The sequence below is a fragment of the Nannocystis pusilla genome (assembly GCF_020073745.1).
GTDB classification, from domain to species: Bacteria; Myxococcota_A; Polyangia; order Nannocystales; family Nannocystaceae; genus Nannocystis; species Nannocystis radixulma.
In genome coordinates, this window is sequence record NZ_JAIRAU010000040.1 from 117203 (window position 1) to 141760 (window position 24558).

Annotated in this window: 19 protein-coding genes and 1 tRNA gene; 7 read left to right on the plus strand and 13 right to left on the minus strand. The window is 74.0% G+C overall.

Going from position 1 to position 24558, the window contains the following annotated elements:
• Window positions 1-41 precede the first annotated feature (41 nt).
• On the plus strand, window positions 42-1844 hold the full coding sequence (locus tag K7C98_RS28995) for a HEAT repeat domain-containing protein (RefSeq protein ID WP_224195040.1): 1803 nt from the start codon (window positions 42-44) through the stop codon (window positions 1842-1844).
• Between the two features lie 96 nt (window positions 1845-1940).
• Here K7C98_RS28995 and K7C98_RS29000 read toward each other — a convergent pair whose 3' ends face one another.
• Genes K7C98_RS29000 through K7C98_RS29010 form a run of 3 tightly spaced genes read right to left on the minus strand, consistent with a single transcriptional unit; the run spans window position 1941 to window position 4943 of the window.
• Window positions 1941-3611 carry an acetate--CoA ligase family protein gene (locus K7C98_RS29000; protein ID WP_224195057.1) on the minus strand — a complete coding sequence of 557 codons (1671 nt, stop codon included), beginning with the start codon at window positions 3609-3611 and terminating at the stop codon, window positions 1941-1943.
• A gap of 13 nt (window positions 3612-3624) precedes the next feature.
• Complete coding sequence (locus K7C98_RS29005; RefSeq protein WP_224195041.1) at window positions 3625-4431, minus strand: hypothetical protein; 807 nt, start codon at window positions 4429-4431, stop codon at window positions 3625-3627.
• Window positions 4431-4943 carry a DUF507 family protein gene (locus K7C98_RS29010; RefSeq protein ID WP_224195042.1) on the minus strand — a complete coding sequence of 171 codons (513 nt, stop codon included), beginning with the start codon at window positions 4941-4943 and terminating at the stop codon, window positions 4431-4433. The genes K7C98_RS29005 and K7C98_RS29010 overlap by 1 nt, the downstream gene beginning before the upstream one ends.
• A 62-nt stretch (window positions 4944-5005) precedes the next feature.
• Between K7C98_RS29010 and K7C98_RS29015 the strand changes: the two genes are divergently transcribed.
• The 5 genes from K7C98_RS29015 to K7C98_RS29035 all read left to right on the plus strand — a co-directional run bounded on the left by K7C98_RS29015 (window position 5006) and on the right by K7C98_RS29035 (window position 10621).
• Window positions 5006-5470 carry an NUDIX domain-containing protein gene (locus tag K7C98_RS29015; RefSeq protein WP_224195043.1) on the plus strand — a complete coding sequence of 155 codons (465 nt, stop codon included), beginning with the start codon at window positions 5006-5008 and terminating at the stop codon, window positions 5468-5470.
• Window positions 5471-6053: 583 nt separating this feature from the next.
• The gene (locus K7C98_RS29020; RefSeq protein ID WP_224195044.1) at window positions 6054-6419 is read left to right on the plus strand and encodes a DUF962 domain-containing protein; all 366 of its coding nucleotides are present in this window, start codon (window positions 6054-6056) and stop codon (window positions 6417-6419) included.
• A 177-nt stretch (window positions 6420-6596) separates the two neighbouring features.
• Window positions 6597-7712: a HEAT repeat domain-containing protein gene (locus K7C98_RS29025; protein ID WP_224195045.1), complete on the plus strand. Its 1116-nt coding sequence runs from the start codon at window positions 6597-6599 to the stop codon at window positions 7710-7712.
• Window positions 7713-7947: 235 nt separating this feature from the next.
• On the plus strand, window positions 7948-8565 hold the full coding sequence (locus K7C98_RS29030; protein WP_224195046.1) for a hypothetical protein: 618 nt from the start codon (window positions 7948-7950) through the stop codon (window positions 8563-8565).
• Between the two features lie 61 nt (window positions 8566-8626).
• A complete protein-coding gene (locus K7C98_RS29035) occupies window positions 8627-10621 on the plus strand; it encodes a prenyltransferase/squalene oxidase repeat-containing protein (protein WP_224195047.1) in 1995 nt (664 codons plus the stop codon).
• A gap of 99 nt (window positions 10622-10720) precedes the next feature.
• Here K7C98_RS29035 and K7C98_RS29040 read toward each other — a convergent pair whose 3' ends face one another.
• From K7C98_RS29040 to K7C98_RS29070, 7 genes are all read right to left on the minus strand, one after another.
• Window positions 10721-12373 (minus strand): hypothetical protein, encoded by a 1653-nt coding sequence (locus K7C98_RS29040; RefSeq protein WP_224195048.1) that lies wholly within the window; start codon window positions 12371-12373, stop codon window positions 10721-10723.
• 182 nt (window positions 12374-12555) lie between these two features.
• Window positions 12556-13149 carry an adenine phosphoribosyltransferase gene (locus tag K7C98_RS29045; protein ID WP_346660310.1) on the minus strand — a complete coding sequence of 198 codons (594 nt, stop codon included), beginning with the start codon at window positions 13147-13149 and terminating at the stop codon, window positions 12556-12558.
• An 11-nt stretch (window positions 13150-13160) separates the two neighbouring features.
• Window positions 13161-13973, minus strand: a complete 813-nt coding sequence (surE, locus tag K7C98_RS29050) for a 5'/3'-nucleotidase SurE (RefSeq protein WP_224195049.1) — start codon at window positions 13971-13973, stop codon at window positions 13161-13163.
• A gap of 102 nt (window positions 13974-14075) precedes the next feature.
• Window positions 14076-14149 (minus strand) — tRNA-Pro (locus K7C98_RS29055).
• Window positions 14150-14490: 341 nt separating this feature from the next.
• A complete protein-coding gene (locus K7C98_RS29060; RefSeq protein WP_224195050.1) occupies window positions 14491-15105 on the minus strand; it encodes a MerR family transcriptional regulator in 615 nt (204 codons plus the stop codon).
• A gap of 10 nt (window positions 15106-15115) precedes the next feature.
• Window positions 15116-15394 (minus strand): integration host factor subunit alpha, encoded by a 279-nt coding sequence (locus K7C98_RS29065; protein ID WP_096333509.1) that lies wholly within the window; start codon window positions 15392-15394, stop codon window positions 15116-15118.
• A gap of 517 nt (window positions 15395-15911) precedes the next feature.
• Complete coding sequence (locus K7C98_RS29070; protein ID WP_224195051.1) at window positions 15912-16505, minus strand: hypothetical protein; 594 nt, start codon at window positions 16503-16505, stop codon at window positions 15912-15914.
• Window positions 16506-16788: 283 nt separating this feature from the next.
• Between K7C98_RS29070 and K7C98_RS29075 the strand changes: the two genes are divergently transcribed.
• Complete coding sequence (locus K7C98_RS29075; RefSeq protein ID WP_224195052.1) at window positions 16789-17472, plus strand: hypothetical protein; 684 nt, start codon at window positions 16789-16791, stop codon at window positions 17470-17472.
• A gap of 26 nt (window positions 17473-17498) precedes the next feature.
• On the opposite strand, the gene K7C98_RS29080 is transcribed toward K7C98_RS29075, so the two are convergent.
• The 3 genes from K7C98_RS29080 to K7C98_RS29090 form a co-directional block, all read right to left on the minus strand.
• The gene (locus K7C98_RS29080) at window positions 17499-19016 is read right to left on the minus strand and encodes a DUF7305 domain-containing protein (protein WP_224195053.1); all 1518 of its coding nucleotides are present in this window, start codon (window positions 19014-19016) and stop codon (window positions 17499-17501) included.
• Between the two features lie 165 nt (window positions 19017-19181).
• Entirely contained in the window at window positions 19182-23051 is a 3870-nt protein-coding gene (locus K7C98_RS29085) for a serine/threonine-protein kinase (RefSeq protein WP_224195054.1), read from the minus strand.
• Between the two features lie 116 nt (window positions 23052-23167).
• Window positions 23168-24481, minus strand: coding sequence for a glycosyltransferase family 39 protein (locus K7C98_RS29090; RefSeq protein ID WP_224195055.1), 1314 nt, complete (start codon window positions 24479-24481; stop codon window positions 23168-23170).
• Between the last annotated feature and the right edge of the window lie 77 nt (window positions 24482-24558).

The window sequence follows — 24558 nt, forward strand, 5'->3', positions numbered from 1 at the left end:
CCCTGCGGGAACCCCCGCCCCGTCTTCGTGTCAGACCGGCCATGTCGATCGCCGCGCTCGCGCTCGCCCTCGCCCTCGCTCCGGCCGCCGCGCCAGCCGGCACTTCGGGACAGGTCACTTCGGGACAGGTTTCTTGGGACAGCGCAGTCGAGGCCGCGCAGGCCGCGGTCCAGCGCGCCGGCCTGGCCAGCCCCGGCCGCACGACCCGGGCCGAGCTGGCCGGCGCCGTGAAGCTCGGGCGCGCCGAGATCGTGCGCCTGCTCGAGGACCTGTACGCCGCCTGCGACGGCGCCTCCTGCCCCGCGCTCGCGCGCGAGGACGCCGTCACCCACCTCGTCGACACGCTCGGGGAGATCGGGCTCCCCGCCGACGCGCCCGTGCTGCTGCGGCTCGACGCGCGCGGCATCTACCGCGCCGGGTCTGCGCTCGAGGCGATCTTGACCCGCGCCATGTCCGACGCGATCCCGCAGGCCCGCTGCGCCCCGCCGAGCGCGAGCGAGGTCGCGGCCGCCCGCGCCGCCCTGACCGACTTCGCGGTCGTGCGCCGCCACGGCGACGTCCTGCGCGGCGAGGCGCCGACCCCCGCCGAGCTCGACGACCTCGCCTACTTCTTCGCCGCGGTGGCCGACGCGGGACCGAGGGTCGGCGGCGCGAGCGAGGCCAACCCCGGCAGCCCGCTGACCCCGGCGACGCCGGATCCCGAGAGCGAGCGCCTGGCCGCCGCCGCGGGCGAGGCCAGGAGCCGCGGCGACGTCGCCGGCCTCGTGCGCCACGGTCGCGCCTATCTGGCCCGGCTCGGCTTCCCCGGCCCGATCCAGGGCAGCGCCGAGAGCACCTGGGCGTGGGGGGGCGCGCGCTACTCCTACGTCTTCCGCGACGTCGCGCTCGGGGCCGAGCTGCTCGGCGATCCCACCCTGGCCGGCCAGCTCTACCGCCGCGCCGATCCGGGCGGCGGCATGTGTGGGACCAGCGTCTCCGTCCGCTGGGCCGAGCAGCTGCGCGGCGCGATCCGCAGCGCCGAGCGAGCCGGCGACTGCCGCCCCGCCGTGGCCGAGCGGCTCCTCGACGTGGATGGCCCTCGGGACATGTGGCCGGCGCCGGCCCCCGACAGCATGGACTACGGCCCTGCGCGTCTGGCCGCCGCCGGCTTCGACGTCCCGCGGCTGTACCGCGGCGCCCTGCTCACCGCCGGTCGCGCCGGCGACCCCGCGACCCTGCGCGCCGCCCTGGGGCGCGCCCCCGAGCCGCTGCGGACCGCCGCTCTGGCCCGCCTGACGCGCCGCGGCCCGGAGGCCTGGGAGGCCCGCGTCTACGCGATCGAGGGCCTCGCCGACGTCACCGGTCGCCCCGCGCTCGCCGGGCTCGCTCGCCTGCTCCCCACCCTCGCCGACGACGAGCGGCGGCGGGCCATCGAGGCCATCGGCGCCGTCGCCAGGCGCCCCGCGTGGGACCCCTGCGACGACGCGGGCGGCATCTTCCTCGGCGGCTTCAGCAGCCAGTGGGAGCGCCACGTCTCGCACCTCGGCGACAGCTGCGACACCGTCCTGCGCCTCCACGAGTCGGCCCCGATCGCCCGCACGCTCACGCCCTTCCTCGCGGACCGCGACCCCGACACCCGCGAGGCCGCCGCCGTCGCGCTCGGCCGGATCGGCCACCGCGACGCGCTCCCGGCGCTGCGCGCCCGCCGGCGCGACCCCTACACCCCCGCGGACAGCCGGCGCTGCGACGAGGCCGGCTGCCGCTCGTTCTACCCCGTCCGCGAGGCCGTCACCGAGGCGATCGCCAGCATCGCCCAGCTCAGCCGCCAGGACGCCCGCTGGCGCCGCCACGACCGCAAGCCCTGAAGATCGCCTGTGCGATCGAGCATGTCATCCAAGACATGCTCTGCGAGCCATGTCCGAACCAACATGTCCCACTGGGCTCCGCTCTGGCGCGCCGGCCTACAGCCCCTCGAGGTGGGCGCGCTGGACGATGCGGGCGTCGAGCGTCACGTAGCCGCGGGGTCCGGCGCACAGGCGCACCGGGCTGAGGTCGACCAGCTCGAGCCGGCCCTCGCTGTCGGCGCTGGCGGCCCCGAAGTGGCGGACCAGCGCGTCGAGGCGGAGGAACAGCCCGGCCAGCTCGCGCAGGCCCGGGTCGTCCTTGCGGCGCAGCGGCACGCCCGCGACGATCGCCTGGGCGAACAGCATCGCCTCGGCCGGGTCGAGCGGCGACAGCCGCAGCACCACCTCGTGGGCCCCCGCCAGCGCGCGGCCGAACAGCGCCGTCTCGCCGGTTTGCAGCGCCACCGCCCCGCAGTGGATCTCGAGGCCCTCGCCGATCTGCTCGGCCACCAGCACCCCGTCGAGGTGGGCCGTCGGCGCGCGCTCCTCGACGTTGGCGACGATCGTCGCGTAGGCCCGGCGGACCGCCGCCGACGTCGTCAGGTCGAGCACCACCGCCCCGAGCTCCTGCTTGCGCCGCAGGTCGGGGCTGACCGCCTTCAGCACCACCGGGAACCCGATCTGCTCGGCGAACTGGGCCGCGCCGCTGGCCGAGCCGGCGACCGCCTGGCGCGTCACCTCGATGCCGAACCCGCGCAGCACCACCTTGCTCTCGTGCTCCGACAGCGCCTGCCCGGCCGAGCGCAGCACCTCCTCCGCGCGGGCCAGCGCCGCCGCGTCGATCGTCGGCGCCGGCTCGTCGGCGGCCGCGCGGGCCAGCCCCTCCGCGCGCTCGCGGCGGAGCAGCGCCCGCTGGGCCAGGAACGCGTCGGTCGGCGCCCCCGGCGGCAGGCCCGGGTGCGGCGCCTCCATCCCGCGCTCGTCGCCCTGCAGCGGCAGCGCCCGCCGGGCCTGGCGCCACAGCGCCGTCGTGGCGGATGTCCCTTCAGACATGCCCCCTTCGACATGCTCGTCCGGACCTGTCCCCGGCGACATGCTCTGCGCGTTCAGCAGCAGCGCCAGCACCCCCGGGCTGGGGAACACCGGCCCGGTCAGGCGCTCGAGCGCGTGGGCGGCCGCCGCCGGGCCGAGCGACGGGTGGCGCGGGTGGTCGACGCGCGGCGGCTCGACCCCGAGCGGCACCACCACCTGGCGCGTCCCGGCGGCGCGGGCCCAGCGGGCCCAGCCCGCGTGCAGGCTGTGCGCCGGCACCATCCCCGCGGTGCGGCAGCCCGCCAGCTCCGGCGCCATCAACCACTCCGGCAGCCACGCCGGCGCCGGGCTCAGCGACAGCCGCGGCGCCGCCCCGGCGGCCTGGAACGCCGCCCGCAGCCCGCCCAGCGCCTCGCGGTCGGGCGCCGCGATCACCAGCTCGCCGCCCTCGACGATCACCTGCGCCGCCGGCCCGAGCGTCCGCGTCGTCACCCCCGCCGGCAGCTCCGCCCCGGCGATCACCAGCAGCGCCGGCGGCCGCTCGCGCAGCGCTCGCAGCAGCGTCGGCGACGGCTCGCGGGCGACCACCACCGCCGCGCCCTGCTCGCGCACGCGTCGGGCCAGCGCCGCGTCGGCGAGCACCTCGGCCGCGCCGGCGAACGCGGGCCCGACGTCCTCGGCGACCAGCGCCTCGCCGGCGAGCAGGGCCCGCAGGGCTGACCTGGCCGAAGAGACAGCTCGTTCCGGACCGGTCACCAAGGCGCGCCCGTCACACGATCACCGGCTTCCACAGCTCGCTGTGCAGCTGCTTGACCGCCTCGGGCCACGCGCCGGGCAGCACCCAGTCGGCGCGGGTCCAGGTCGTGTCGATCTCGGCGCCCTCGCCCGGGAACAGGATCACGCGCGCGCCCGGGCCGCGCGAGGCCAGCACCTCGGGCACCGGCTGGTCGGCGCCGCCGAGCCACAGCAGCGTGCCCGCGGTGTGCTGGTCGAGGTACTCGGGCCCGACCGGCTTGGCGCCGATCGACGTCAACGCCCCGCGCGCGGCCTGGTCGAGGTCTTCGCGGGCGAAGTAGCGCAGCGGGCCGCGGCCGCTGTGTTGCTCGAGGCGGGCGACCCACTCCGGCAGGTCGACCAGGCTCGCCTCGTTGTCGTACTCGGCGTCGATGACCGCCGGCAGCTCGTACCACGGCAGCGTGCCGGCGACGATCGCCGTGATCGCGGCCAGCCGCTCCCACTCGACCTCCGGCTCTTGCAGCCACAGCGCCTCGGCGCCGCCGAGCATCTCGGCCGCGGCCAGGCCCTCGTCGGTGTGCGGCACGAACACCAGCAGCGGGTGCAGCCGCTCCTGCAGCGGGCGCAGACCGGCCGGGCCGAGGAACGTCAGCCCGTCGGCGCCGAACCGGCTCACCGCGCCGATGACGAACTGGTCGGCGCGCCCGGCGTCGCCGGGGCAGACCGCGCTCACCGTGGCCCCGCGCTCGCTGCCGATGTCGCGGGCGAGGCACAGAGCCGCGGCGCTGGCCGGATGGATCCCCTGCGGGGTGCGCTGGGCGTAGACCAGGATATGAGCCATTAGTCGAGACCGTGCTTCCGTTTGATGAGCTCGAGCTGCTTTTGGTACTCGATCTCGAACGTCGAGGTGTTCTCGGTGAGGTGCTTGAGGTGGCGCCGCACCTCGCGGTCGAGATCCTCGTCGGCCTGCATGTGGCGGCGCAGGATCTCCTTGAGCTTCTTCCGGATCACCGAGTCCTCGGCGTAGATCTCGCTGACGAACTTGCTCTGCATGAACAGCTCGAGCAGCTGGTTGGCGATCCAGTTCAAGGCCTCTTCCCCGATCCCGAAGTCCTGCTCCTCCGCCATCGAGCGCTTGACCTTGAACAGGTCGGAGTAGGCCAGCTTCTTCCGCTCGAGCTCGTCCTTGGCGCGGTCGGTGAGCTCGCGGTCCTTGCGTCGGTACTCCTTGAGGATCGACTCGACATCCCGTTTGAACTCTTCACGGTCGCTGACCTCGAGGTCGCCCGCCTCGACCAGGCTCTTGTTCACGGCTTCGACGATCGTCGAGATCTTACTTGAATAAAGACGCATGGGGTGGGCCGAGGATAGGCGTAGCTTTTCCGAGCGTCCAGGGTGCGGTACCAACCACGGCCGTGCAGCCCCGCCTCATCGTCGCCGCCGCCCTCGTCTGGCTCGGCCCCCACCGCCTCCTCGTCCAGCGACGCCCGGCCGGCGCCCGCCACGGCGCCGGCGCCCTCGAGCTCCCCGGGGGGAAGGTCGAGCCCGGTGAGTCACCGCGCGCCGCGCTGCGGCGTGAGCTCGTCGAGGAGTGGGGCCCCGCCGCCGCCGAACTGCCCATCGGCCCCGTCGCCGAGGTCCTGCACCACGTCTACCCCGGCCCGGGCCCGGAGGTCCTGCTGGTCGTCTACCACGTCGACGCCGGCGCCTGGCAGAACACCGAGTGGCTCGCCGCCCTGCGCCTCGAGGCCGACGCCGCCGTCGTCGGCCACGACCTCGAAAGCCTGCCCGTGGCCGAATTCCTGGCCGCAGACCGAGAATTCATCGACGACGTCCGCGCCGGCCGGGTCCAGCCCCCGACGCTCCCCTTCCGTCCCTGAGCGTCCCTGCCAGCCCCCGCCCGTCCGGGCCCTCGCGCGCCGCGCCCTGCGCCTGTCCCCGGCCCTCGCGGCGACCCGCCGCCCGGCCGCGATCCGGCGCACACACCCTGCGAGCCGATCGCGCGCCCGGCCGCCCGCGGACACGCCGTCTTGCGCAGCCGCACGACCTGTCCGCGAGGACATCTTCCCGCGGCACGATCTCACGGCCCTGCGCGAGGCCCGCTCGCCCCGTACCCGCAGCCCCTGCCGCGTCGCCTGCTCGCGACCTCGACGCACCCGCACCCCCGCCCGCCCCCGGCCCTCTCGACCCTCCGCCCGCCCTGGCCCTCTCGACGCGCCCGCCTCGCTCCCGCCTGCTCACGACCCTCCGTTCACCTGCAGTCCTGCCCGCCCCCGCCCTCTCGACGCGCCCGCCTCGCTCCGCACGTGCGCCGCGACCCCTCGGCGCCGTGCAGTCCTGCCCGCACGAGCGGCCGGTTCGCCGCGTGTCTCGCGGCCCGGCGATCTCGCGCACAACCTGTCTCTTCAGCCAGCCCGCCGTCTGCGCGTGACGGCCGCCCGGCCGCGGCGTATGGTCGGGGCGATGTCCGCGCCTCGCAATTTCTCGGAGTTCTGGCCGTTCTACCTCGGCGAACATCGCCACCCCGTCAACCGCGCCCTGCACTACTTCGGCACCGGCAGCGCCTACCTGTTCCTGGCCTGGATCGCCTGGCACGGCCGCTGGAGCCTGTTCCCGCTCGCGCTCGTCATCGGCTACGGCCCGGCGTGGGTCGGCCACTTCTTCATCGAGCGCAACAAGCCCGCCAGCTTCAAGTTCCCGCTGTGGTCCCTGTTCGGCGACATGAAGATGTTGCGCCTCAAGCTCACCGGGCGCATGCGCGGCGAGATGATCCGCCTGTTCGGCAGCACCGCCCCGGCCCCCGACGCTCCGCAGCGCGCCCGCACCTGACTTTGTCGCCATGTCCTCTCGGACATGCCCCCTGCGTCATGTCCATTCCGCCAAGCCCTCGCGGATGCCCGCCCCCGCGCACCGCCGCAGCGCCCCGCGCCTGACCTCCTCGCCTCTCGGACATGCCCCTGGCGCCATGTCCCTTCAGCCAGCCCTCCCGGGCGCCCGCCGTCCCGCATGCCGTCGCTCCCGATCACCCTCGACGCCGCCCTGCGCGACGCCCGTTCGCCCGACCCGAACGCCCGCAACCTGGCAGTGCGCCACCTCCCGGCCGCCCTGCTCGCCGAGCTCGGCGAGGTGCCGCCCGGCCTGCACGTGGCCGCAGGACACCCGCGCGGCGAGGCCGTCGTCGCCGCCCTGACGGCAGCCCTCGACGACCCCGTCGTGGCCCTGCGCGCCCTCGCGGCGACCGGGCTCGCGCAGCTCGGCGAGCCCGACGTCATCCCGCGCATCGACCCCTGGCTCGCCGACCCCGACCCCGGGCCCGACGCCGGCCACCTGCGCGAGTGCGCCGCCATCACCTGCGTCCTCCTCGGCCTCGCCGCCGCCCCCGAGCACCTCCTCAAGCCGACCGACGAAGACGACGACCCGACGCGCCCGGTCGAGGCCCCCGCGTCCGCCGCCCACCCCTTGCGTCCTCCGGGACATGTCCCGAGCGACCTGTCCCGAGTCACCTACGAGGCCGCGCTCGCGCGGATCACCGCCGCCCTGCGCGCCCCCGCGGCCGACCTGCGCTTTCAGGCCGCCGGCGGCCTCGTCGAGCTGGCCGGCCGGGCCGCCGAGCCGGCCCTGTGCGCCGCGCTCGAGGGCGAGCCGCACCCGCGCGTCCGCTTCGCCCTGGTCCAGGCCCTCGCCGAGCTCGACCCGCCGGGTCCGGAGGCGTGCGTCCGCCTCGCCGCCGTCGTCGCCGATCCCGCCGCCGACGCCGACCTCGCCTTCGCCGCCGCGCTCGGCCTCGCCGCCGCCCGCGACCCGCGCGGCGGTCCCCCGCTGGTCCTCGCGCTCGCCCGCGCCGACGACCGCGGTCGCGCCCTCGAGGCCCTCGCCGCCCTCGGCCCCGCCGCCCCGCCGGCCGCCGTCCCCCTGGCCCTCAAGATCGCCCGCGGCTGGTTCATCCCCGCCGTCACCCGCGTCCGCGCCGCCTACGCCCTCGTCCGCATGGCCCCCGCCACCGGCCAGCCGCTGTTCGACGAGCTCGCCCGCAGCCGCCGCCCCGCCGTCCAGGAGGCCGTGGCCGACGCCCGCGCCGGCCTCGCGCTCCTCACCCTCAAGGACATGTCCAAGAAAACATAGCCCAAGGGACATGTCTCCGAGCCCATGTCTCGGACATCAGCCGGCGGCCCTCGCCAGCCTTGCCTGAAGGACGCCATTTTTGAAGGGCATCGCGGATACGGCCTGTCTCCAAACCACAAATGATTCGCGCCCGCTGTCCGTCCCGGCTCGCGCATCGCCCCAGGGCTCGCGCCGCGCGGCTTCGGACCCGATTCTCTCAGTGGCCGACGCCCCGACCGCGTGCTATCGCAGCAGCATGCGCTTGATCGCTTATTCTTGTCTTATCAGCCTCACCCTCGGCCTCGCCTGCGCTCCCAAGCCCGATTCGGGTGACTCGCACGAGACCACGACCACCGGCTCGGGTGACCCCCACGAGGCCACGACCACCGATTCGATCGAGCCGACGCCCTGCGAGGGCGCGGCCACCCCGATCGACGCCACCGCGATCGCCTACCCGATCGCCACCGACCTGCCCGACTGCAGCGACTACGAGAGCGGCACCGGCTGCTGGGATGGCCCGCCCGACGGCTCGGTCCTGGTCCACCTGACCGACCGGACCTACACCTGCGACCCCGCCGCCGAGTACGAGCAGTGCGGCACGTGGGTCCTCAGCTTCGCCATCCCCGCCGAATACCAGGCGCCCGGCCTCTATCACCTCACCGGCCCGGCGATCCGCGGCTCGGCCGTCAAGTTCCCCGAGCCCGCCCCTGACGGCCAGTGCGAGGTCGCCTCGGAGCTCCTCGACGCCACCCTCGAGATCACCGCCATCGACGACACCGGCGTCACCGGTCGCCTGTGCCACGTCCAGTCGCCGCTGTTCGCCGGCGCCGGCATCGACGTCGAGGGCAGCTTCTCCGCCCCGCTGTGCGACTGAGCGCGCCACCCCTGCGATCCAGCGCACAGCGTCGCGACCGCCGCTTTGCGACCCTCGGCGCGTGACCCCTGCCACCGCCACGGATCCCCGCAGCGACCTCGCCCACGCCTACGAGGCCGCCATGCGGCACCTCGCCTCGGTCCAGTCGGCCAAGGGCGCACTCGGTGGCGAGGTGATCTGGAACCCGATGCTCGTGTGTCAGTACGTGATCGCCTGTCACGTCCTCGGGCGTCCGATCGACCCCGAGCGGCGGCGGCGGATCCGCCTCGCCCTCGAGCGCCAGGTCCGGGACGACGGCGGCTGGGGCATGCACCCCGACAGCGACAGCTGGCTGTTCCACACCACGCTCTGCTACGTCGCCCTGCGCCTGCTCGGCCACCCGCCCGACGACCCGCTGGCCGCCGGCGCGCTGCGGTGGATCCGGGCCCACGGCGGCGTCACCAAGAACCCGACCTGGGGCCGGATCTGGCTGGCCCTGCTCGGCCTGTACCCGTGGCAGTGCGTGCAGCCGATCCTGCCCGAGATGTGGCTGCTGCCCGACGCCACGCCGGTCCACCCGCGCCGGCTCTACTGTCACATGCGCCTGATCTACCTCGGGCTCAGCTACCTCTACGGCGCCCGCGTCCAGGCCCCCGACTCACCTGTCCTTCGGGACATCCGCGACGAGCTCTACGACCGCGGCTACGACCGCGCCCCGTTCCGCGCCCACCGCGACGACATCGCCGCCACCGACCTGTACGAAGCGCCAGGTGCCGGACTGCGCGCCGCCTTCGCCGCCATGCGGGCGCTCGACCGCGTCGCTCCCGGCCTCGTGCGCAAGAGGGCGCTCGCCCGCGCCATCGAGCACGTCCTGTTCGAGCTGCGCAGCACCGGCCACGTCTGCCTCAGCCCCGTCAACGGCCTGCTGTTCAACCTCGCCCTGCACCACCACGACGCGCGCCACCCCGAGCGCGACCAGGCCTTCCGCGGCCTCGAGTACTGGTTCTGGGAGGACGACGAAGACGGCACCCGGATCTGCGGCGCCCGCAGCGACATCTGGGACACCTCCTTCCTCCTCCAGGCCGTGTGCGAGGGCCCGCGCAGCGACGTCGGCGAGGGCCTGGCCCGCCGCGCCGCCGCCTGGCTGGTCACCGCGCAGATCCGCGACGACATCCCCGGCGGCGCCGAGCACTACCGCGAGCCGGCCGACGGCGGCTGGGGCTTCGCCGACGAGCGCCACCCGTGGCCCGTCAGCGACTGCACCGCCGAGGCGCTCGAGGCCCTGATCCACTGCGCCGACCACCGCCTCGCCGAGCCGCTCGCGCGCGAGCGCCAGCTCGCCGCCCTGCGCTTCGTCCTCCGCCGCCAGAACGAGGACGGCGGGTTCGGCTCCTACGAGCCGCGCCGCGGCAGCCTCGTGCTCAAGCACTTCAACCCCGCCGAGATCTACGGCAACTGCATGCTCGAGTACTCCTACAGCGAGTGCACCGCCAGCTGCGTCCGCGGCCTCGCGCTGGCTCGCCGGCACCTCGGCGACGCCGTCCCGCCCGGCCTCGCCGCCGACGTCGACGGCGCCATCGAGCGCGGCGTCGCCTTCCTCCTCCGCGCCCAGCACCCCGACGGCGGCTGGCTCGGCTTCTGGGGCATCAACTTCACCTACGGCACCTTCTTCGCCGTCCACGCCCTCCTCGCCGCCGGTCTCCCGCGCCAGCACCCCGCCATTCGCCGCGCCGTCGCCTGGCTCGTGCGCCACCAGCGGCGCGACGGCGGCTGGGGCGAGAGCTTCGAGGGCCTGCTCGACGGCCGCGACGTCCAGCTGCCGGCGCACGAGCCCAGCCTGGTCGCCCAGACCGCCTGGGCTGTCCTCACGCTCATGGCCGCAGAGACAGCCGAAGAAGGCCCGGCGATCGAGCGCGCGATCGCCTACATCCGCGCGCGCCAGCAGCCCGACGGCAGCTGGCCGCGCGAGCGGGCCAGCGGCGTGTTCTTCAACACCGCCGTCCTCGACTACGACCTCTACCGCCAGATCTTCCCCGCCTGGGCCCTCGCCCGTCGCCTCGGCCGCGCAGCCGAATGACCCCATGGAGCATGTCCCACAGGACATGCCCACAGTCGCATGCCCCCGAGGACATGCCCGCCCGGACATCCTCGTGAGGCGCGCGTCCGGCCCCTCGAACTACCGCTGCGCGCGTGACAGCGGCGGCGCGGCCGCGACCTTCCAGCGCACCGGCTGCGCCGGCGGCTCGGTGCACTTCACGCGCAGCTTCGCCCCGCCGCGCGTCTCCAGCGTGACCGAATTTTTCGCGGCGCACGCCTTGCGGACGCCGTCGAACGCGTCGCGCGGCGCCTTCATGATGCTCGCGCCGGCCACCCGCACGATCTCGGGGTTGCCCCCGATCGGGCCGCAGTCGCCGGTGGTGTCGAGGCGGACGTGATCGGCCTCGACGTAGAAGCCGTACTCGCCGTCTTTGCAGTGCTGCGCCAGCAGGTGCTGCACCGCCGCCGTGCGCCAGCCGTGCTCGTCCACCGCGTCGACGATCGTCGCGCCGTGCGGGGCGAGCGCCTCCGCCAGCCGTTGCCAGCGCTCGGGAGCCTGGTCGTCGAGGATCGCCGCGACGACGGGGCCGGTGACCGCGCGCAGATCGGCGAGCGAGTATCCGCCGGCCTCGCCGCGGCGCAGCAGGTCGCGCCAGATCGAGAACACGTCGCGCTGGCCCTGCGACGCGCCGCGGGCCTCGGTGTCGGCGATCCACTGCAGCGCCACGCCGCACCAATAGATCTGCGGCCCGGACAGCTCCGCCGCCGCGAGCGAGCGGGCCCCCAGCGCCGTGCGGCAGCGGTCGAGGTGCGACGAGACCTGCTCGATCCCCTGCTCGTGCGTCAGCGCGCCGGCGTCGACGGCCGCGACGAGCGCCGCGTACTCGGCTCCGCCCTCGTGCAGCCACGGCGGCGTACCCGGGGCCGTCTCGCCGTTCCACAGGTGGAACGCCTCGTGGCGCACGAACTTCGCCAGCATCCCCGCGTCGCCCGGTTCCGGGTCGTTCCACCGCGGATCGAAGAAGCGCAGCGAGATCACGTCGCTCTCGCTCGCGTCGCCGCGGTACTCGCCCGTCATCGTGTCCTGCAGGCTCACGAGGATCGCCGGCGCGCGCCCCGGACGCTCGAGCTTGCGCGCGTAGTACCCCAGCGCGACCTCGGCCTCGCCGCGCACCACCTCGACGAGCCGCGGGCCCACCGACTCGGCGGCGACCATGCGAAACCCCTGGCCCTGGATCACCGCGTCGGCGGGCCCGAGCCAGGCATAGCCGCGCTCGGCGCCTTGCTCGGGGATCGCCACGCCGCCCGCTGCCGGTCGCAGCACGACCCGCGCGTCGACCCCCTCCACCCGCAGCGCGGGCCCGTAGAGCGCCACCCCGCGGCCGACGCGGTGCAGCGACGGGTACTTGCGATCGACCTCGACCTTGTCGGGCGCGATCGCCACCTCGAAGCTCGTGCGCGGGGCCTCGCTGACCAGCGCGTCGTCGACCAGCCGCACGCCGGCGGTCACGACCTGCCACTCGTCGCGTCGCAGCGCGTCCGAGCGCACGAGCGCCAGGCGATCGGTCGCCGCGGGCAGCTCGTACACCACGCGCACGCCCCCCTCGTGCGGCGTCACCGTGACGACCACGCCGGAAGGTTCGTCCGCGGGCGCGGCCGGCCCCGGCTCGGGCTTCGCGGCGGCAGGCGGCGCCACCGGCCCGGGCCCGCACGCGAGGCCGCAGACCACGCACGCCGCCCATCCCAGCCGCACCGCGCGAGCGATCGTCGTTCTTGCGTCGAGTCCCGTCACGAGGTCCTGACGTGTACCACGGCCCGACGGCTCGTGACACGCGAGCGCCGGCACGCCGAGACGGTGGACGAGCGTCCGCCCCCCGGCGCCACCGCCTCAGGACATACCGGCGCTCACCGCCCCTGCACGTTCGGACATGCCCCGACGCACATGCCCGAGCGGACATGCCCGAACAAACATGCTCAGAACGACAGCAGCGCCTCGACCCGCAGCGGCGCCAGCCGCTCGCGGCCCTTCAGGAACGGCAGCTCGATGAGGAACAGGCTCGCCACCACCTCGCCGCCGAGGCGCTGGACCAGGCGAGCGGCCGCGCCGGCGGTGCCGCCGGTGGCCAGCAGGTCGTCGACGAGGAGCACGCGGTCGCCGGCCTCGATCGCGTCGGCGTGCATGTGCAGCGTGCCCTCGCCGTACTCGAGCGCGTAGGCCTGCGTGACCGTCTCGGCCGGCAGCTTGCCGGGCTTGCGCGCGGGCACGAAGCCGACCTCGAGCGCGTGGGCGATCGGCATGCCGAACAGGAACCCGCGCGACTCGACGCCGACGATGCGGTCGATCGTCCCTGCGAGGTCGGCGACCGCGTCGAGGTGGAGGCGCAGCGCCGCCTGCATCGCCGCCGGGTCGCGGAGCACCGGCGTGATGTCGCGGAACAGGATCCCCGGCGACGGGAAGTCGGGCACCGCGCGGATGAGGCCGCCGACGGCGCGCAGCGCAGCCGCGCGTTCGGCCTCGGCCATGCGGAATTCGAGCCGTCCCGGCCCGGAGGGGAGTGGTTCACGCATCGTCTGGATCCTCAGTCGTCGCCGCGCGGGTCGACCTGGACCGTCGCGCCGGAGAACATCGCCTGCCACGGTGACAGATCGGGCGCCGTGATGTCGAGGACCAGCGGCGTCACCGACACGAACCCGCGCTTGACCGCCCACGTGTCCTCGCCCTCGTGTTCGCCGGCGTCGCGCGGCGGCCCGCCGATCCAGAAGTAGGCCATCCCGCGCGGGTCCTGGCGGCGCTCGACCTGCTCGACGTAGGGGCGCGCGCCGAGCCGCGTGATCACGATCGGGAGCCCCTCCGCCAGCACCTCCGGCGGGCCCTCCGGCGGCGGCGCGCTGTGGGAGATCCACGGGATGTTGACGTTGAGCAGGCTCAGCGACGGCTGGGCCAGCAGCTGCCGCGCCAGCGTGCGCACCACCGGGATCGCCACCCGCGGCGACTCGCGCGCGTGGACCGACACCGCCATCGCCGAGGCCCCGCGGATGAACCCCTCGGCGGCGCCGCCGACCGTCCCCGAGTAAAAGACGTCGGACCCGAGGTTATAGCCGGGGTTCACCCCCGACACGACCAGGGCCGGCCGGCGCTCGCACAGGTGCAGCGACGCCAGGTACACGCAGTCGACCGGCGTGCCGTTGACGCGGTGCCAGCCCGGGCGGACCTCGTCGACGCGCAGGTGCGAGTGCAGCGTGATCGCGTGCGACGAGCCGCTGCGCTCCGTCTCCGGCGCGCACACCACCACGTCGCCCAGCGGCGCCACCGCCTCGGCGAGCGCCAGGATCCCCGGCGCGAGGATGCCGTCGTCGTTGGTGACCAGGATCAGCGGACGGCTGGAAGACACGCGGCGCCTTGTAGCACCCGCCACGCCGCGAAAAAAGGCCGCGATGACGCCGCGAAAAAAAGTAAGAGCCGGCAGGGGAAACCTGTCGGCTCTTCGCGTTTGTCGGGGCGAGAGGATTCGAACCTCCGACCCCTAGACCCCCAGTCTAGTGCGCTACCAGGCTGCGCTACGCCCCGAAACGGAGCGCCGGTATACGCGCTTTGCCTCGCGCCGGCAAGCCCCCTGCCGCCCATGCACGCCCGGCAAACTCACGGACGCGCCCCGACCGGCCGGATCGCCCCTCCTGCGACCTCGCGGCCGGCAATTCGCGCTCCCCGCGACCCTCGCCCGCCGCCGACCTGCGCCACCCTCGCCTCGCCCGGCACGCCCCGCCGACACCCTGGCCTTCGCCCCGCGCCCTCACCTCGCGCACCGAAGCGCGGCCCTCCAGCCTCTCGGCGGATCCACCAGCGCCTCACGACGCTCCACCTCGTCGCTGCACGACGTCGCCCCGACACCGCGGACGGAGCGGCGCCTGTCACAGCGGTTCGCGGCCGGTGCGCTGCAGCAGCGGCTGGGCCTCGCCCGCGGCCGCGGCCTCGTCGATCAGGGCCCGGGCCCCGCCGCGCGCGCGGATGAACTCGACCGGGTCGGCGGCCGTGCTCGTGCTCTCGGTGTTCTCGACCCACGCGATCATCTCGTCGAGCGACTCGCGCAGCGCCGCCAGCGACTGCGACGCCAGGTAGCTGGTCGAGGGCGGGGCCATCTCGACCGCGTCGCCGCCGAGGCGCAGCTGCTGGCGCGCCCCCGCGATCGTGAACTTCTTCGCGTACAGCAGGTGCTTGATCTTCAGCAGCGTCTCGACGTCGCGGCGCCGGTACACGCGCTGCTGCGTCCGCGACTTCTGCGGGCGGATCACCTTGAACTCGGTCTCCCAGTAGCGCAGCACGTAGGCCGGCACGCCGACGATCTGGGCCACCTCGCCGATCTTGAAGTACAGCTTGTCCGACCCGAGGTCGGGCCCGACCGTCGCGCCGGCCTTCTTCGTCGCCCGCGTCCGTGCCCGCGCCGGCTTGGCCTGGCCGTCGCTCGCGCCGTCCGCCCCCGACTTGCGGCGCGTGGCCTTCGCCGTCTCCTCGTCGTGTCCGCTCATCGACGTCTCGCTAGGCGTTGAGCGCAGCCTTCAGCACGTTGCTCGGCTTGAACGTCAGCACCCTGCGGGCGTCGATCGTGATCTGCACGCCCGTCTGCGGGTTGCGGCCCGGACGCGGGTTCTTGGCGCGGACGACGAAGTTGCCGAACCCCGAGATCTTGATCTTCTCGCCCTCGGCGAGCGTGTTCTTCATCAGCTCGAACACCACCTCGACCACGTCGGCGGCCTCCTTCTTGGAGAACCCGCCGACCTCCTCGCACACGCGCTCGATGATGTCCGCCTTCGTCATCGCCGCGGATCTTTGGCAAAATCTCGCCGCCGCGCAAGCCCGCCGGCCGCGCCTTGGACCTAGCGCCGTCCGCCCACCGCGAACCCTCCTTTTCGGGCCTCCCGACGCCTGCCCAGAACAGCCCGCAGAACGCCGCTCCGCGGGCTTGCGCGTGATTTCACGGCCGGTGACGATGCGGCAGGCATGTCTGCCGCGGTCTCCCTGCGCCGCCTGCGACCGCGCCGTGTGTGACCAGGGCCGATGGTGCGGGGCGACGGCAACGGCTGCGCCGCGACCTGCGGACCGCCGAGCTCGAGATCCGGCTACCACACGCGACGGCGCCGTCGCGCCGAGCGAGTCCACCGAGCCCGCCCTGTCTCCGCCGCGTGTCCTCACGAACATGTCTCCGAGGGCATGCCTTCGATCGCATGGTCTCCGTGACATGCCCTTGAAGACATGCCCTTGGTTCGGCCCTCCGCCGCGGTCCGGACGGGCCGGCGCGCCCCCGAGCACGCAGGATCGCCGCTGTTCGGCCCCGTCATTCGCCGAGCAACACCGCGAGCGACTCGCAGTCGTACCACTCGCCCTCGACGCAATTCTTCACCGCCGGGAACCACTCCGTCAGCGCATCGAAGTCCGGCGGCAGATCGAGCTCGCAGCGCTCCTGCGGGCCGACCTCGTACTCGGTCGGCGGCGCCTGGCATTCCGGCCCGGCGTCGGCCGTCGCCGTCTGCATGACGACCGAACCGTCGCCCGGGAGGACCATGATCCGGATCCAATCGTGGCAGTACGGCACGCCATACGGCGCGACGACGAAGAGCGCCGGTTCGCCGGAGCGCACGAACTCCGCCGCGCACTCGCTCGGCCACCCCGGCTCCGTCTTGAAGAACTCCTCGCTCAGCAAGCAATCCCGCGTGAACCCGCACTCGCGCAGATCAGCCAACCGGGCCTCGCCAGTCGTCGGGGCCGTCGTCGCACTCGTGGCCGTCTCGCCGTCGCCCGTCGTCGTTCCGCTCGCAGCCGTCCCGCTGCCGCTCGTCGACGTCCCCGAGTCGCTGCTCGAGCCGCCCCCGGTCGTTCCGTTGCACGCAATTCCGAGCAGCGCGAGCCGAACGACGATCCTCGACCGCACGTCCACGACCTCCGAGGCTTCAGGCTATCGCGCTCGCCGACCCGGGCGCAACCGCAGCACGCCGAGGCCGGATGGGCGCAATCATGGCAGTCGCCGCAGCCCTGGCCGGGGGTCGTCGCACCATCGCCTCCTCGTCGCCTCGCGCCGCGCCCGAGCGAACGATTCACGGCACGTGCACGACCCCTGCTCCCTCGCCGCGGGATCCCCACATCACCGTCCGGCCGAGCCCGACCCGTCTCCCCCGCTGGTGCGGCCCGAAGACCTCGGCCATCCTCGGCCCATCATGGACGCCCCGGACGGAATCACCACCCTCCGCGCCTTCATCGCCCAGTTGACCGACCCGGCGCAGAAGCAGGCGCTGACGCGCGGCGTCGACGCCTTCGAGGCGATGTTGCGCGAGTCCACCTGTGACGCCGAGCGCCTCCGCATCGTCGTCGAGCTGGCCGGCGCGAGCGCGGCGACGCTGTGGAACAGCGGCGCCGAGATGCTGCTCGAGCTGGCGTCGCGGCACGAGCTCGCGCGCGCGGCCTTCCTCGCCCTGGCGCGCTCGCCCACCGCGCAGCAGCGCTTCACCGCGATCGCGCTGCTCGACGACCGGCTCCCGCGGCCCCTGGTGCTCGAGATGCTCGCGGCTGGCCTCGCGGACAGGAGCGCGCGGATGCGTCGCCACGCGTTCATCCGCTGCAACGACCTCGACGCGCGCGAGCTCGTGGACGACATGACGCGGGTCGCCGCCACCCTCACCGGCAAGGCCCGCGAGAGCGCCGAGTTCTACCTCGCGCTGGTGCGCGACGGGTGCGTCGTCGAACTGAAGGGCGCCTACGCGAGCGTCGTGTTCATGGCCCCCGGGAAGCTCGACCCACGCGCGAAGTCCATGGTCTCGATGCGGGTGCCGGCCGAGGAGGCCCCCCCGGATCGACTCGCGGCCACGCTCGCCAGGTTGCGCGAGCTCGAGAAGGAGATGTGAGCCGCGCTCCTCCGGGTGTCGGCCGTTCACTGCGGGATGATCGCCTTGCAGATCCCCGCGTCGCACACGAGCGGCGGGCAGCAGCCGTCGTCGACCACGCACGGCCCGCAGGTCCCGTCCTCCGTGCACGCCGGGGTCGGGTTGGCGCAATCATGGCAGTCGCCGCAGCCCTGACCGGGGTCGTCGCAGCCGTCGAGCTCGAGGATCGCCTGGTCGTAGTGGACCACCAGGGGGCTCGCCAGCTGCAGCCCGCCGACGAACAGCGAGCCCCAGATCTCCGACATGTTGTTGGCCGTGAACACCGCGTTCGGCTGGTACAGGTTGGCCCCGAGCGTGAAGTCGCTGGCGAACTTGAACGCCCCGCCGACGTAGATCCGGGTCGCCGCCGGGCGCTTCGGATCGCCGATGCTCGCCACGTTGTTGAAGTTGGCGTTCCCGGCGATGAACAGGTCGAGCTCCGCCTGCGGGCCGAGGTTGATGTGGAACGCCCCCGCGTTCTGCACGTCCCCGGCGACCGCGATCACCGTGCGGCCGGTCAGCGTGATGTCGAGGCTGCTGTTGCTGTCGATCGCGGTGAAGAAATAACGGCCGCAAGGAAGCTCGACCGACTTCGGCTGCGGCAGCCCGACCAGCTCGTCGGCCGCGATCGGCAGCGCCGCGTTGTCGTTGTCCTGCATGTAGCCGCCGACGATCTGCGCCACGTCGATCAGCTCCTCGCAGTCGCACGGCGTCTTCACGTCGACCGGCTCCTTGATCGTCTGCCCCAGCACCTGCGCCCCGTTGTTGGTCTTGTTCGGCGGGATGTGCAGATCGCCGTCGATCGTCAGCGTCATGTTCTGCGCGAACAGGTTGCCCTCGGTGAACAGGTCGTCGGCCACGTGCGACGCCGAGCCCGCCGTGAGGTCGTCGGTGCACTTGAGCTGCTGCGCGACCTCGTGGGTGTTGAAGGTCTGGATCTTGCCGTCGACCCACAGCGACCCGCCGATGTCGACCATCGACGCCGCGCTGTACGGGCCGTTGACCCCGACCGAGCCGCCGTCCATCGGCACCATGTTCGGGTCGTTGCTGTCGAACGAGTCGGTCTTCAGGCTGTTGTTGGCCGTCAGGCCGCTGCACGAGCAGATCGCGAACAAGAACGTCTTCTTGCCGAGGTCGCCGGTGCAGGTCACCTCGTCGCCCGGCAGCAGGATCCCGCCCTCGCCCTCGCAGAAGTCGACGGTCCCGGTCGTCCCGCCGGTGCTCGCCTGGCTCGTCGTCTCGCTGCCCGCTCCCGTCGTCGTCGTGCCCGTCGTGCTCGTCGACGTCGTCGGCTCGCCCGTACCCGTCGCCGTCCCCGTCGACTCGCTGGCCCCGCCGCTGACCGTCGTGCCCGTCGTCGGCGCCTCCGTCGTCGGCGCCTCCGTCACCGTGCCCGTCGCCGTCCCCGTCGACCCGCCCGTCGTCGTCGTCGTCCCGCTCGGCCCCGTCCCCGTGCCCTCCCCGCCGGAGCCGCCGCAGGCCGTCATCACCGCCGCCACCATCCACCCCACGCTGCGTCTCGCCATGTCGCGCCACCCTATCGAGGATCGCCGCGGCGACGCAATGTAAGCAGCGCGCGCCGACGTGGTCCTGTGAATGCCACAATCGCAGGACCCGCCTGCAGACCGCCGCCGCCGCGCAGACGCGGCGCAGCGGCCGCCGCGGGCTTCACCCGACGCCGAACACGCCCCTCAATCGACGACGCCCGGGCTCATCACCCGCGCCCACGCGTCGATGTCCGTGATGTCCTGCATGTGCATATAAGCGTCGAGCCGAGCGATCGTGCGGGCGTCGTGCTGACCGCTGCAAGCGTGGAGCAGCCGCTCGACCAGATCGCGGTGGAGCCCCATGTGCAGCTCGGTGAAGCCGGCGTGGGCCAGGTGCAGCTGGCGCTCCACCGCGCTCGCGTCGCCGAGACAGGCTGCCAACCCGGCGCGGAGCAGGTGGGCGTCGGCCTGGAGGTGCAGGTGGCCCTCGCTCTCGAGCTGGGCGATGTCCTGCTCGACCACCTCGATGAGGGCCGCCGCGTCGGGCGTCGCGGCGCGCAGCACCGCGAGCCCCGCCTTGGCCCGCAGCAGCAGCGCCTCGGCGCGCCGGGCCGCGATCCGCAAGAAGTCGGTCTGTTCCAGCAGCGCCCAGGCGGTGCGGATCCGCTGCCACGCGTCACGCGGGCGGCGCTCGTACAGATCGCAATAGATCCCGATCTTGAGCGCGTGCAGGTGCTGCACGTGGAAGCCCTCGCGCGGCCACTGCTTCTCGGTGTCGAGCACGCGCTTGCGCGCGTCCTTCGGCCGGCCCGCGGCCAGCAGCGTCAGCGCCGAGTAGAGCGCCGCCATGATCCCGCTGAGCATGTCGCCGGTCGCCTGCGAGCGCTGGTACTGCGATTCGGCGCGCGCGCTCATCACCCGCAGCTCGCCGAGCGCCTCGAGCGAGGCCATCGCGCTGGCCTGGCCGAGGCCCGACTCCCACACCCCGCCGACGTGGTGGTCGCGGAGGTGCTGGATCCCGCGATCGATGTCGGCGAGCGCCGCCCGCCACTGCCCCTGGCTGCGCGCCAGGATCCCGCGGCACACGGTCGCCAGCCCGATCGCGTAATGATCGTGCACGCGCCCGCCGACGCGCAGCGCCTCCTCCAGCATCTTCGCGCCGATCGCATGATTGCGGCTCGCCTGCGACAGCCCGCACAGCGCCAAGCTGCGGGCGATCCGCGTCGGCTCGCCGGCGTCGAGGGCCATGCGCGCGCACTGGACCAGGAAGAAGCCGGCCTGCAGCGGATCGTTGAGGACCAGCCCCTTGCCCGCGATCCACGTCAAGTCGATGCAATTGAGCTCGCGCCGCGACAGCTCGTATTGACTGCGCTCGCTGAATTGAAACCCGCGCCGCACCAGGCCGGCCGTCTCGTCGGTCAATCGCAGCCGCAGCTCCTGCGGGCTCGTCGGCGCCGTCACCCCCGCCTCCGCCAGCAGCGGGCGCAAGATCTCGCTGCCGCGGGCCAGCGCCCCGTGGTTGAAGAACTGCTCGGCCGCGGCCCGCTGCAGTCGGCTCTCGGCCCCGGCCGACGCGTTCGCGGCGGCCACCAGGAACAGCGGCGCCGCCTCGGCCCCGCGGCCCGCCTGGACCAGCGCCTCCGCGCAGTTCTTGGCCAGGATCCACTGCCGCGGGCGGCACTCGAGCGCGAGCTGATAGAGCTCGGCCGCGCGGTCGAACGCGAACGCGCGGCTGGCCACGAACGCCGCCGACGACGCGTGCTCGGCCGCGTCCTCGTCGCGCCCCGCGGCCCGCAGGTGGCGGGCGATCTGCTCCGGCCCGCCGCTGTTGGTGAGCACCAGCGCCGCCGCCAGGTCGCCGTGGCTGCGACGGATCAGCTCGTCGTCGAAGCACTGCAGCCCCGCCTGTTGAAATTGCTCGCTCGCCGGCGCCAGGCCCTGGTCGTCGCCCTCGCCGTCGAGCTGCACCAGGCCCTCGCGCCGCAGCTGGGCCGCGAGCGCCTGCAGGTCGCCCGACCACGAGCCCGCGTGCACCAGCAGCGACATCGGCAGCGTCTGCCGCGCCACCACCAGGCGGGCGAACAGCTCGCGCGCCTCCGGGCTCACGCGCTTGAGTCGGGCGCGCACCAGCCCCCGCAGCAGATCGCCCTCCGCGAACAATTGCAGCGCCGGCGCGCTGTCCTGGCGCTCGATCTCCTCCGCCAGCGCCCGCAGCAGCGCCGGGTTGCCGCCGGCCTCGCGGGCGATCCGGCGGGCCACCTCCGTCCGTCCGCGCGCGAGCAGCAGGCTGCTCTCGAACGACAGCGGCGCCAGCTCGATCGTGATCGCCGCGTACGCCGGCGTGCTCAGCGTGCGCTGCAGCCCGATCTCTCGCAGCATCGGCGACGGGCTGCGGCGATACGCGGCGATGAACAGCACCGGCGGGACGCCGGGCGACGCCAGCAAGTGATTGAACAGGTGCGCGCTGTCGACATCGCCCCATTGTACATTGTCGAGCGCGATGACCACAGTCTGCCGCTCTGCCATCAGATGCAGCAATTGCTTGAGGCCCTGGAACGCCTGACGCCGCGTCTCTCGCGGGTCCGGGTCGGCCTCCGCCGGCTGGCGGACCTCCCACTTCAGCGCCGCGAACACCGGGAACAGGCGGACCAGCGCGTCGACCTTCGGCCCGAGGTTGACGCCGATGGCCGCGCGCTCGTTCGCCGGCAGCGTCAGCAGGTGCCTGGCGAGCGCGTCGAGCAGCCCGTCGAACGCGCGGAACGGCACCGACTCGCGCTGCGAGCACGCCCCCGCCAGCACCACCACCCCCGTGGCGCCGACCTGATCGGTGAATCGCTGCACCAGCGCCGTCTTGCCGAGCCCCGCGTCGCCGACGACGTCGACGCACGCCGGTCCGCCGCGGCGCACGCGGTCGAAGATGTCGTAGAGCGCGCGGAGCTGGTTCTCGCGCTCGATGAGCCCGGCCTGGGCCGGCGGCATGCCGACGAACGAGATCGAGCGGCTCGGCGCGCACCAGCGCAGGATCTCCGCCGCGCCCGGGCGCTCGCTCGGCACGCGGCGCAGGAGCCCTGCGACCAGGTCGTCGAGCTCCGGCGCGACGTCGGATGCGAACTCCGACACCCGCGGCGCGTCGAGGTAGCCCTTCTCGGGCAGCGCCTCGTCGGTGAACGGGCGCCGGCCCGTCAGCACCTCGAACAGGATCACGCCGACGGCGTACCAGTCCGACGCCGGCTCGGCGAGCTGGCCTGCCGCCTGCTCCGGGGCCATGTACGCGAACGTCCCCTCGATCTTGCGCTCGCCCGCCGGCGCGTGGCGCTCGATCGTCTCGACCAGACCGAAGTCGAGCACGACCACGCGGCCCTTGTCGGTCACGAACACGTTCTCGGGCTTGAGGTCGCGGTGGATCCGCCCCGCCCGGTGCAGCGCATGCACCCCGCGCGCGAGCTGTCGCAGCAGCTCCGGCAGCGCCCCCAGCCCGTCCCGCCGCGTCGCCGTGTAGAGGTCGCAGCCGCTCAGCAGCTCCATCGTGAAGAACGTGATGTCGCCGTCGTTGCCGAGCTCGTACAGCGTCAGCAGGTTCTCGTGGGCGATGTCCGCCATGCGCCGGAACTCGGCCTTGAGCCGCTCGTCGGCCGCCGGATCGACGTCGAGCAGGTACTTGAGCGCCACCGATTCGCCGGTGTGCGTATTGACGGCGCGGTACACCGCGCCCTGTCCGCCCACCCCGAGCGCCTCTTCCAGGCGGAAGCGCCCGAGCTGCTGCGGCGGCGATCGCCGCTGCGCCCAGTGCACCACCACCGGCTGCGGCGCGACCTCCGTGGCCCTGGCCGGCGGAGGCGGCGGCGGCCCGGGCTTCGCCTGCTTCGGCGGCGGCGGCGGCGGCGGGCCCCGGCGCGCCCGCGGCGGCTCGATCTTCGCCCCGCGAGACGACCGCTTGGCCCGACGACCCACGAAGAACTTCAGGGTCGGCCCGTTGGTGTCGATCGCGATCCGGTCCTCCAGCCGCACGACCCGGCGCATCGACGCGCGGCGGGACTCTCCCTCGGGATCGTCCGGCTCGTTCGGATCGCCCATCGCGCCGCCAGAATAAGCGAGGTCGGCCCGGACGAGGTTCCATGTTTGCGCACGGCCCAGGGGGCTCCGCCCCCCGAAATCGCGCATTCACGCGTGCATCGCCCCGCCGAACCGCCTCAGCGCACCGTGATCCGCTCGCTCGCCGCCGGCGCCCCCGACCGCGGCGGCTCCCACACCTTTTGAATGTAGCGCAGGTTCGCCGCCGAGCGCGGGTGTTGCGGCAGCGTCCGGGTCGCCGCGACCAGCCCGAGCCCGGCGATCATCCCGACGATCACGGCCACGCGCCCGCGAACGCCGAGCCCCCGCGGCGTCGCCAGGATCACCGCCCCGGCGAGCGCCGCCGCCACGATCCAGCCGATCCCGATCCCCGGCGCTCCGAGCAGCCCCGTCAGCGTGTACGGGGCGAAGCCGGCCCGCCACAATGGCAACAGGACCTCGGGGACAGGTTGATTCACGTTCGTCAGGTCGAAGTGCGGCCACAGGTTGGCCGCCAGCCCGTTGATCGTCAGCGACCAGCTCGCCAGGGCCGCCGCAGCGCCGAGCCCCAGCGTCGCCGCCCACGAGCGCGGCGGACCGGCCAGCGCGCGCGCGGCCACGGCCGCCCAGCCGAGCGCCAGCGCCGGCAGCACGACCACCGCGTAGCGCGGCCCGACGCGCCACCCGCCCTCGAAATTGAGGCTGACGCAGGCCAGCAGCACCGCCGCGAACGCCGCCAGCTCCAGCCTGGCCCTCAGGACCTGTCCCCTGTCACCTGTCCCACGCGCCATCTTTCCGAGGCCCCAGACCGCCACCAGCCACAGCGGCGCCCAGCCGCACAGCCCCGACGCCGGCGACAGCGCGTGCGTCTGGATCGCGTGCCAGCTCGGGCCGACGAGCCCGAGCAGCCCCTCGCCGTGCTTCTCGGCGAACGCCGCCGTCGCGCTGTGGTGATAGCCCGTCTTGAGCGGCCCGCCGAACACCGCCGCGTGGTAGGCCATGAGCAGGCCCGCCGGCACCAGCGCCCCGGCCGTGGCCGCCGCCGCCGCCGCCCACTGGCGCGCGCGCACCAGCCCGATCACCAGCCCCGCCGCCGCCAGCCCGGCGAACGCCGCCGTGTACTCGACCAGCACCGCCGCCCCCGCCAGCGCCCCGCCGAGCGCCGCCAGCCCCGGCCGCCCCGCCTCGCGCGCGCGCAGCAGCGCCCAAAGGCCCGCCCACAGCAGGCACGCCGCCAGCTGATGCCCGTACAGCAGGTGCGCGTACGCGGCCGCCGGGGTCGCCAGCGCGTACAGCCCGATCGCCAGCGCGGCCGCCCGCGCCCCGAAGCGCGGCGCCAGCGAGCGCCACAACAGCCCGCACAGCACCAGCGTCGGCAGCACCCCGCCGAGCAGCCGCGCCCACCACGTCACCGCCCGCAGCGCCGGCCCGCGCTGGCCTGCTCCTTCGGACATGTCCTCCGAAACGCCGCCTGCGCGGCCGCCCGCGCCCGCCCCATCGCCTGTCCCCCCGGACATGCTCCCCGAGCCAG

Bases quoted from the DNA above. Each gene is read 5' to 3' on its own strand.
- K7C98_RS29065 (WP_096333509.1), bottom strand. From the start codon at position 15,394: ATGACGAAGGCGGACATCATCGAGCGCGTGTGCGAGGAGGTCGGCGGG.
- K7C98_RS29020 (WP_224195044.1), top strand. From the start codon at position 6,054: ATGTCCGCGCCTCGCAATTTCTCGGAGTTCTGGCCGTTCTACCTCGGC.
- K7C98_RS29045 (WP_346660310.1), bottom strand. From the start codon at position 13,149: ATGCGTGAACCACTCCCCTCCGGGCCGGGACGGCTCGAATTCCGCATG.
- K7C98_RS29005 (WP_224195041.1), bottom strand. From the start codon at position 4,431: ATGGCTCATATCCTGGTCTACGCCCAGCGCACCCCGCAGGGGATCCAT.
- K7C98_RS29025 (WP_224195045.1), top strand. From the start codon at position 6,597: ATGCCGTCGCTCCCGATCACCCTCGACGCCGCCCTGCGCGACGCCCGT.
- K7C98_RS29075 (WP_224195052.1), top strand. From the start codon at position 16,789: ATGGACGCCCCGGACGGAATCACCACCCTCCGCGCCTTCATCGCCCAG.
- K7C98_RS29090 (WP_224195055.1), bottom strand. From the start codon at position 24,481: ATGTCCGAAGGAGCAGGCCAGCGCGGGCCGGCGCTGCGGGCGGTGACG.
- K7C98_RS29060 (WP_224195050.1), bottom strand. From the start codon at position 15,105: ATGAGCGGACACGACGAGGAGACGGCGAAGGCCACGCGCCGCAAGTCG.
- K7C98_RS29080 (WP_224195053.1), bottom strand. From the start codon at position 19,016: ATGGCGAGACGCAGCGTGGGGTGGATGGTGGCGGCGGTGATGACGGCC.
- K7C98_RS29030 (WP_224195046.1), top strand. From the start codon at position 7,948: ATGCGCTTGATCGCTTATTCTTGTCTTATCAGCCTCACCCTCGGCCTC.
- K7C98_RS29085 (WP_224195054.1), bottom strand. From the start codon at position 23,051: ATGGGCGATCCGAACGAGCCGGACGATCCCGAGGGAGAGTCCCGCCGC.
- K7C98_RS28995 (WP_224195040.1), top strand. From the start codon at position 42: ATGTCGATCGCCGCGCTCGCGCTCGCCCTCGCCCTCGCTCCGGCCGCC.
- K7C98_RS29010 (WP_224195042.1), bottom strand. From the start codon at position 4,943: ATGCGTCTTTATTCAAGTAAGATCTCGACGATCGTCGAAGCCGTGAAC.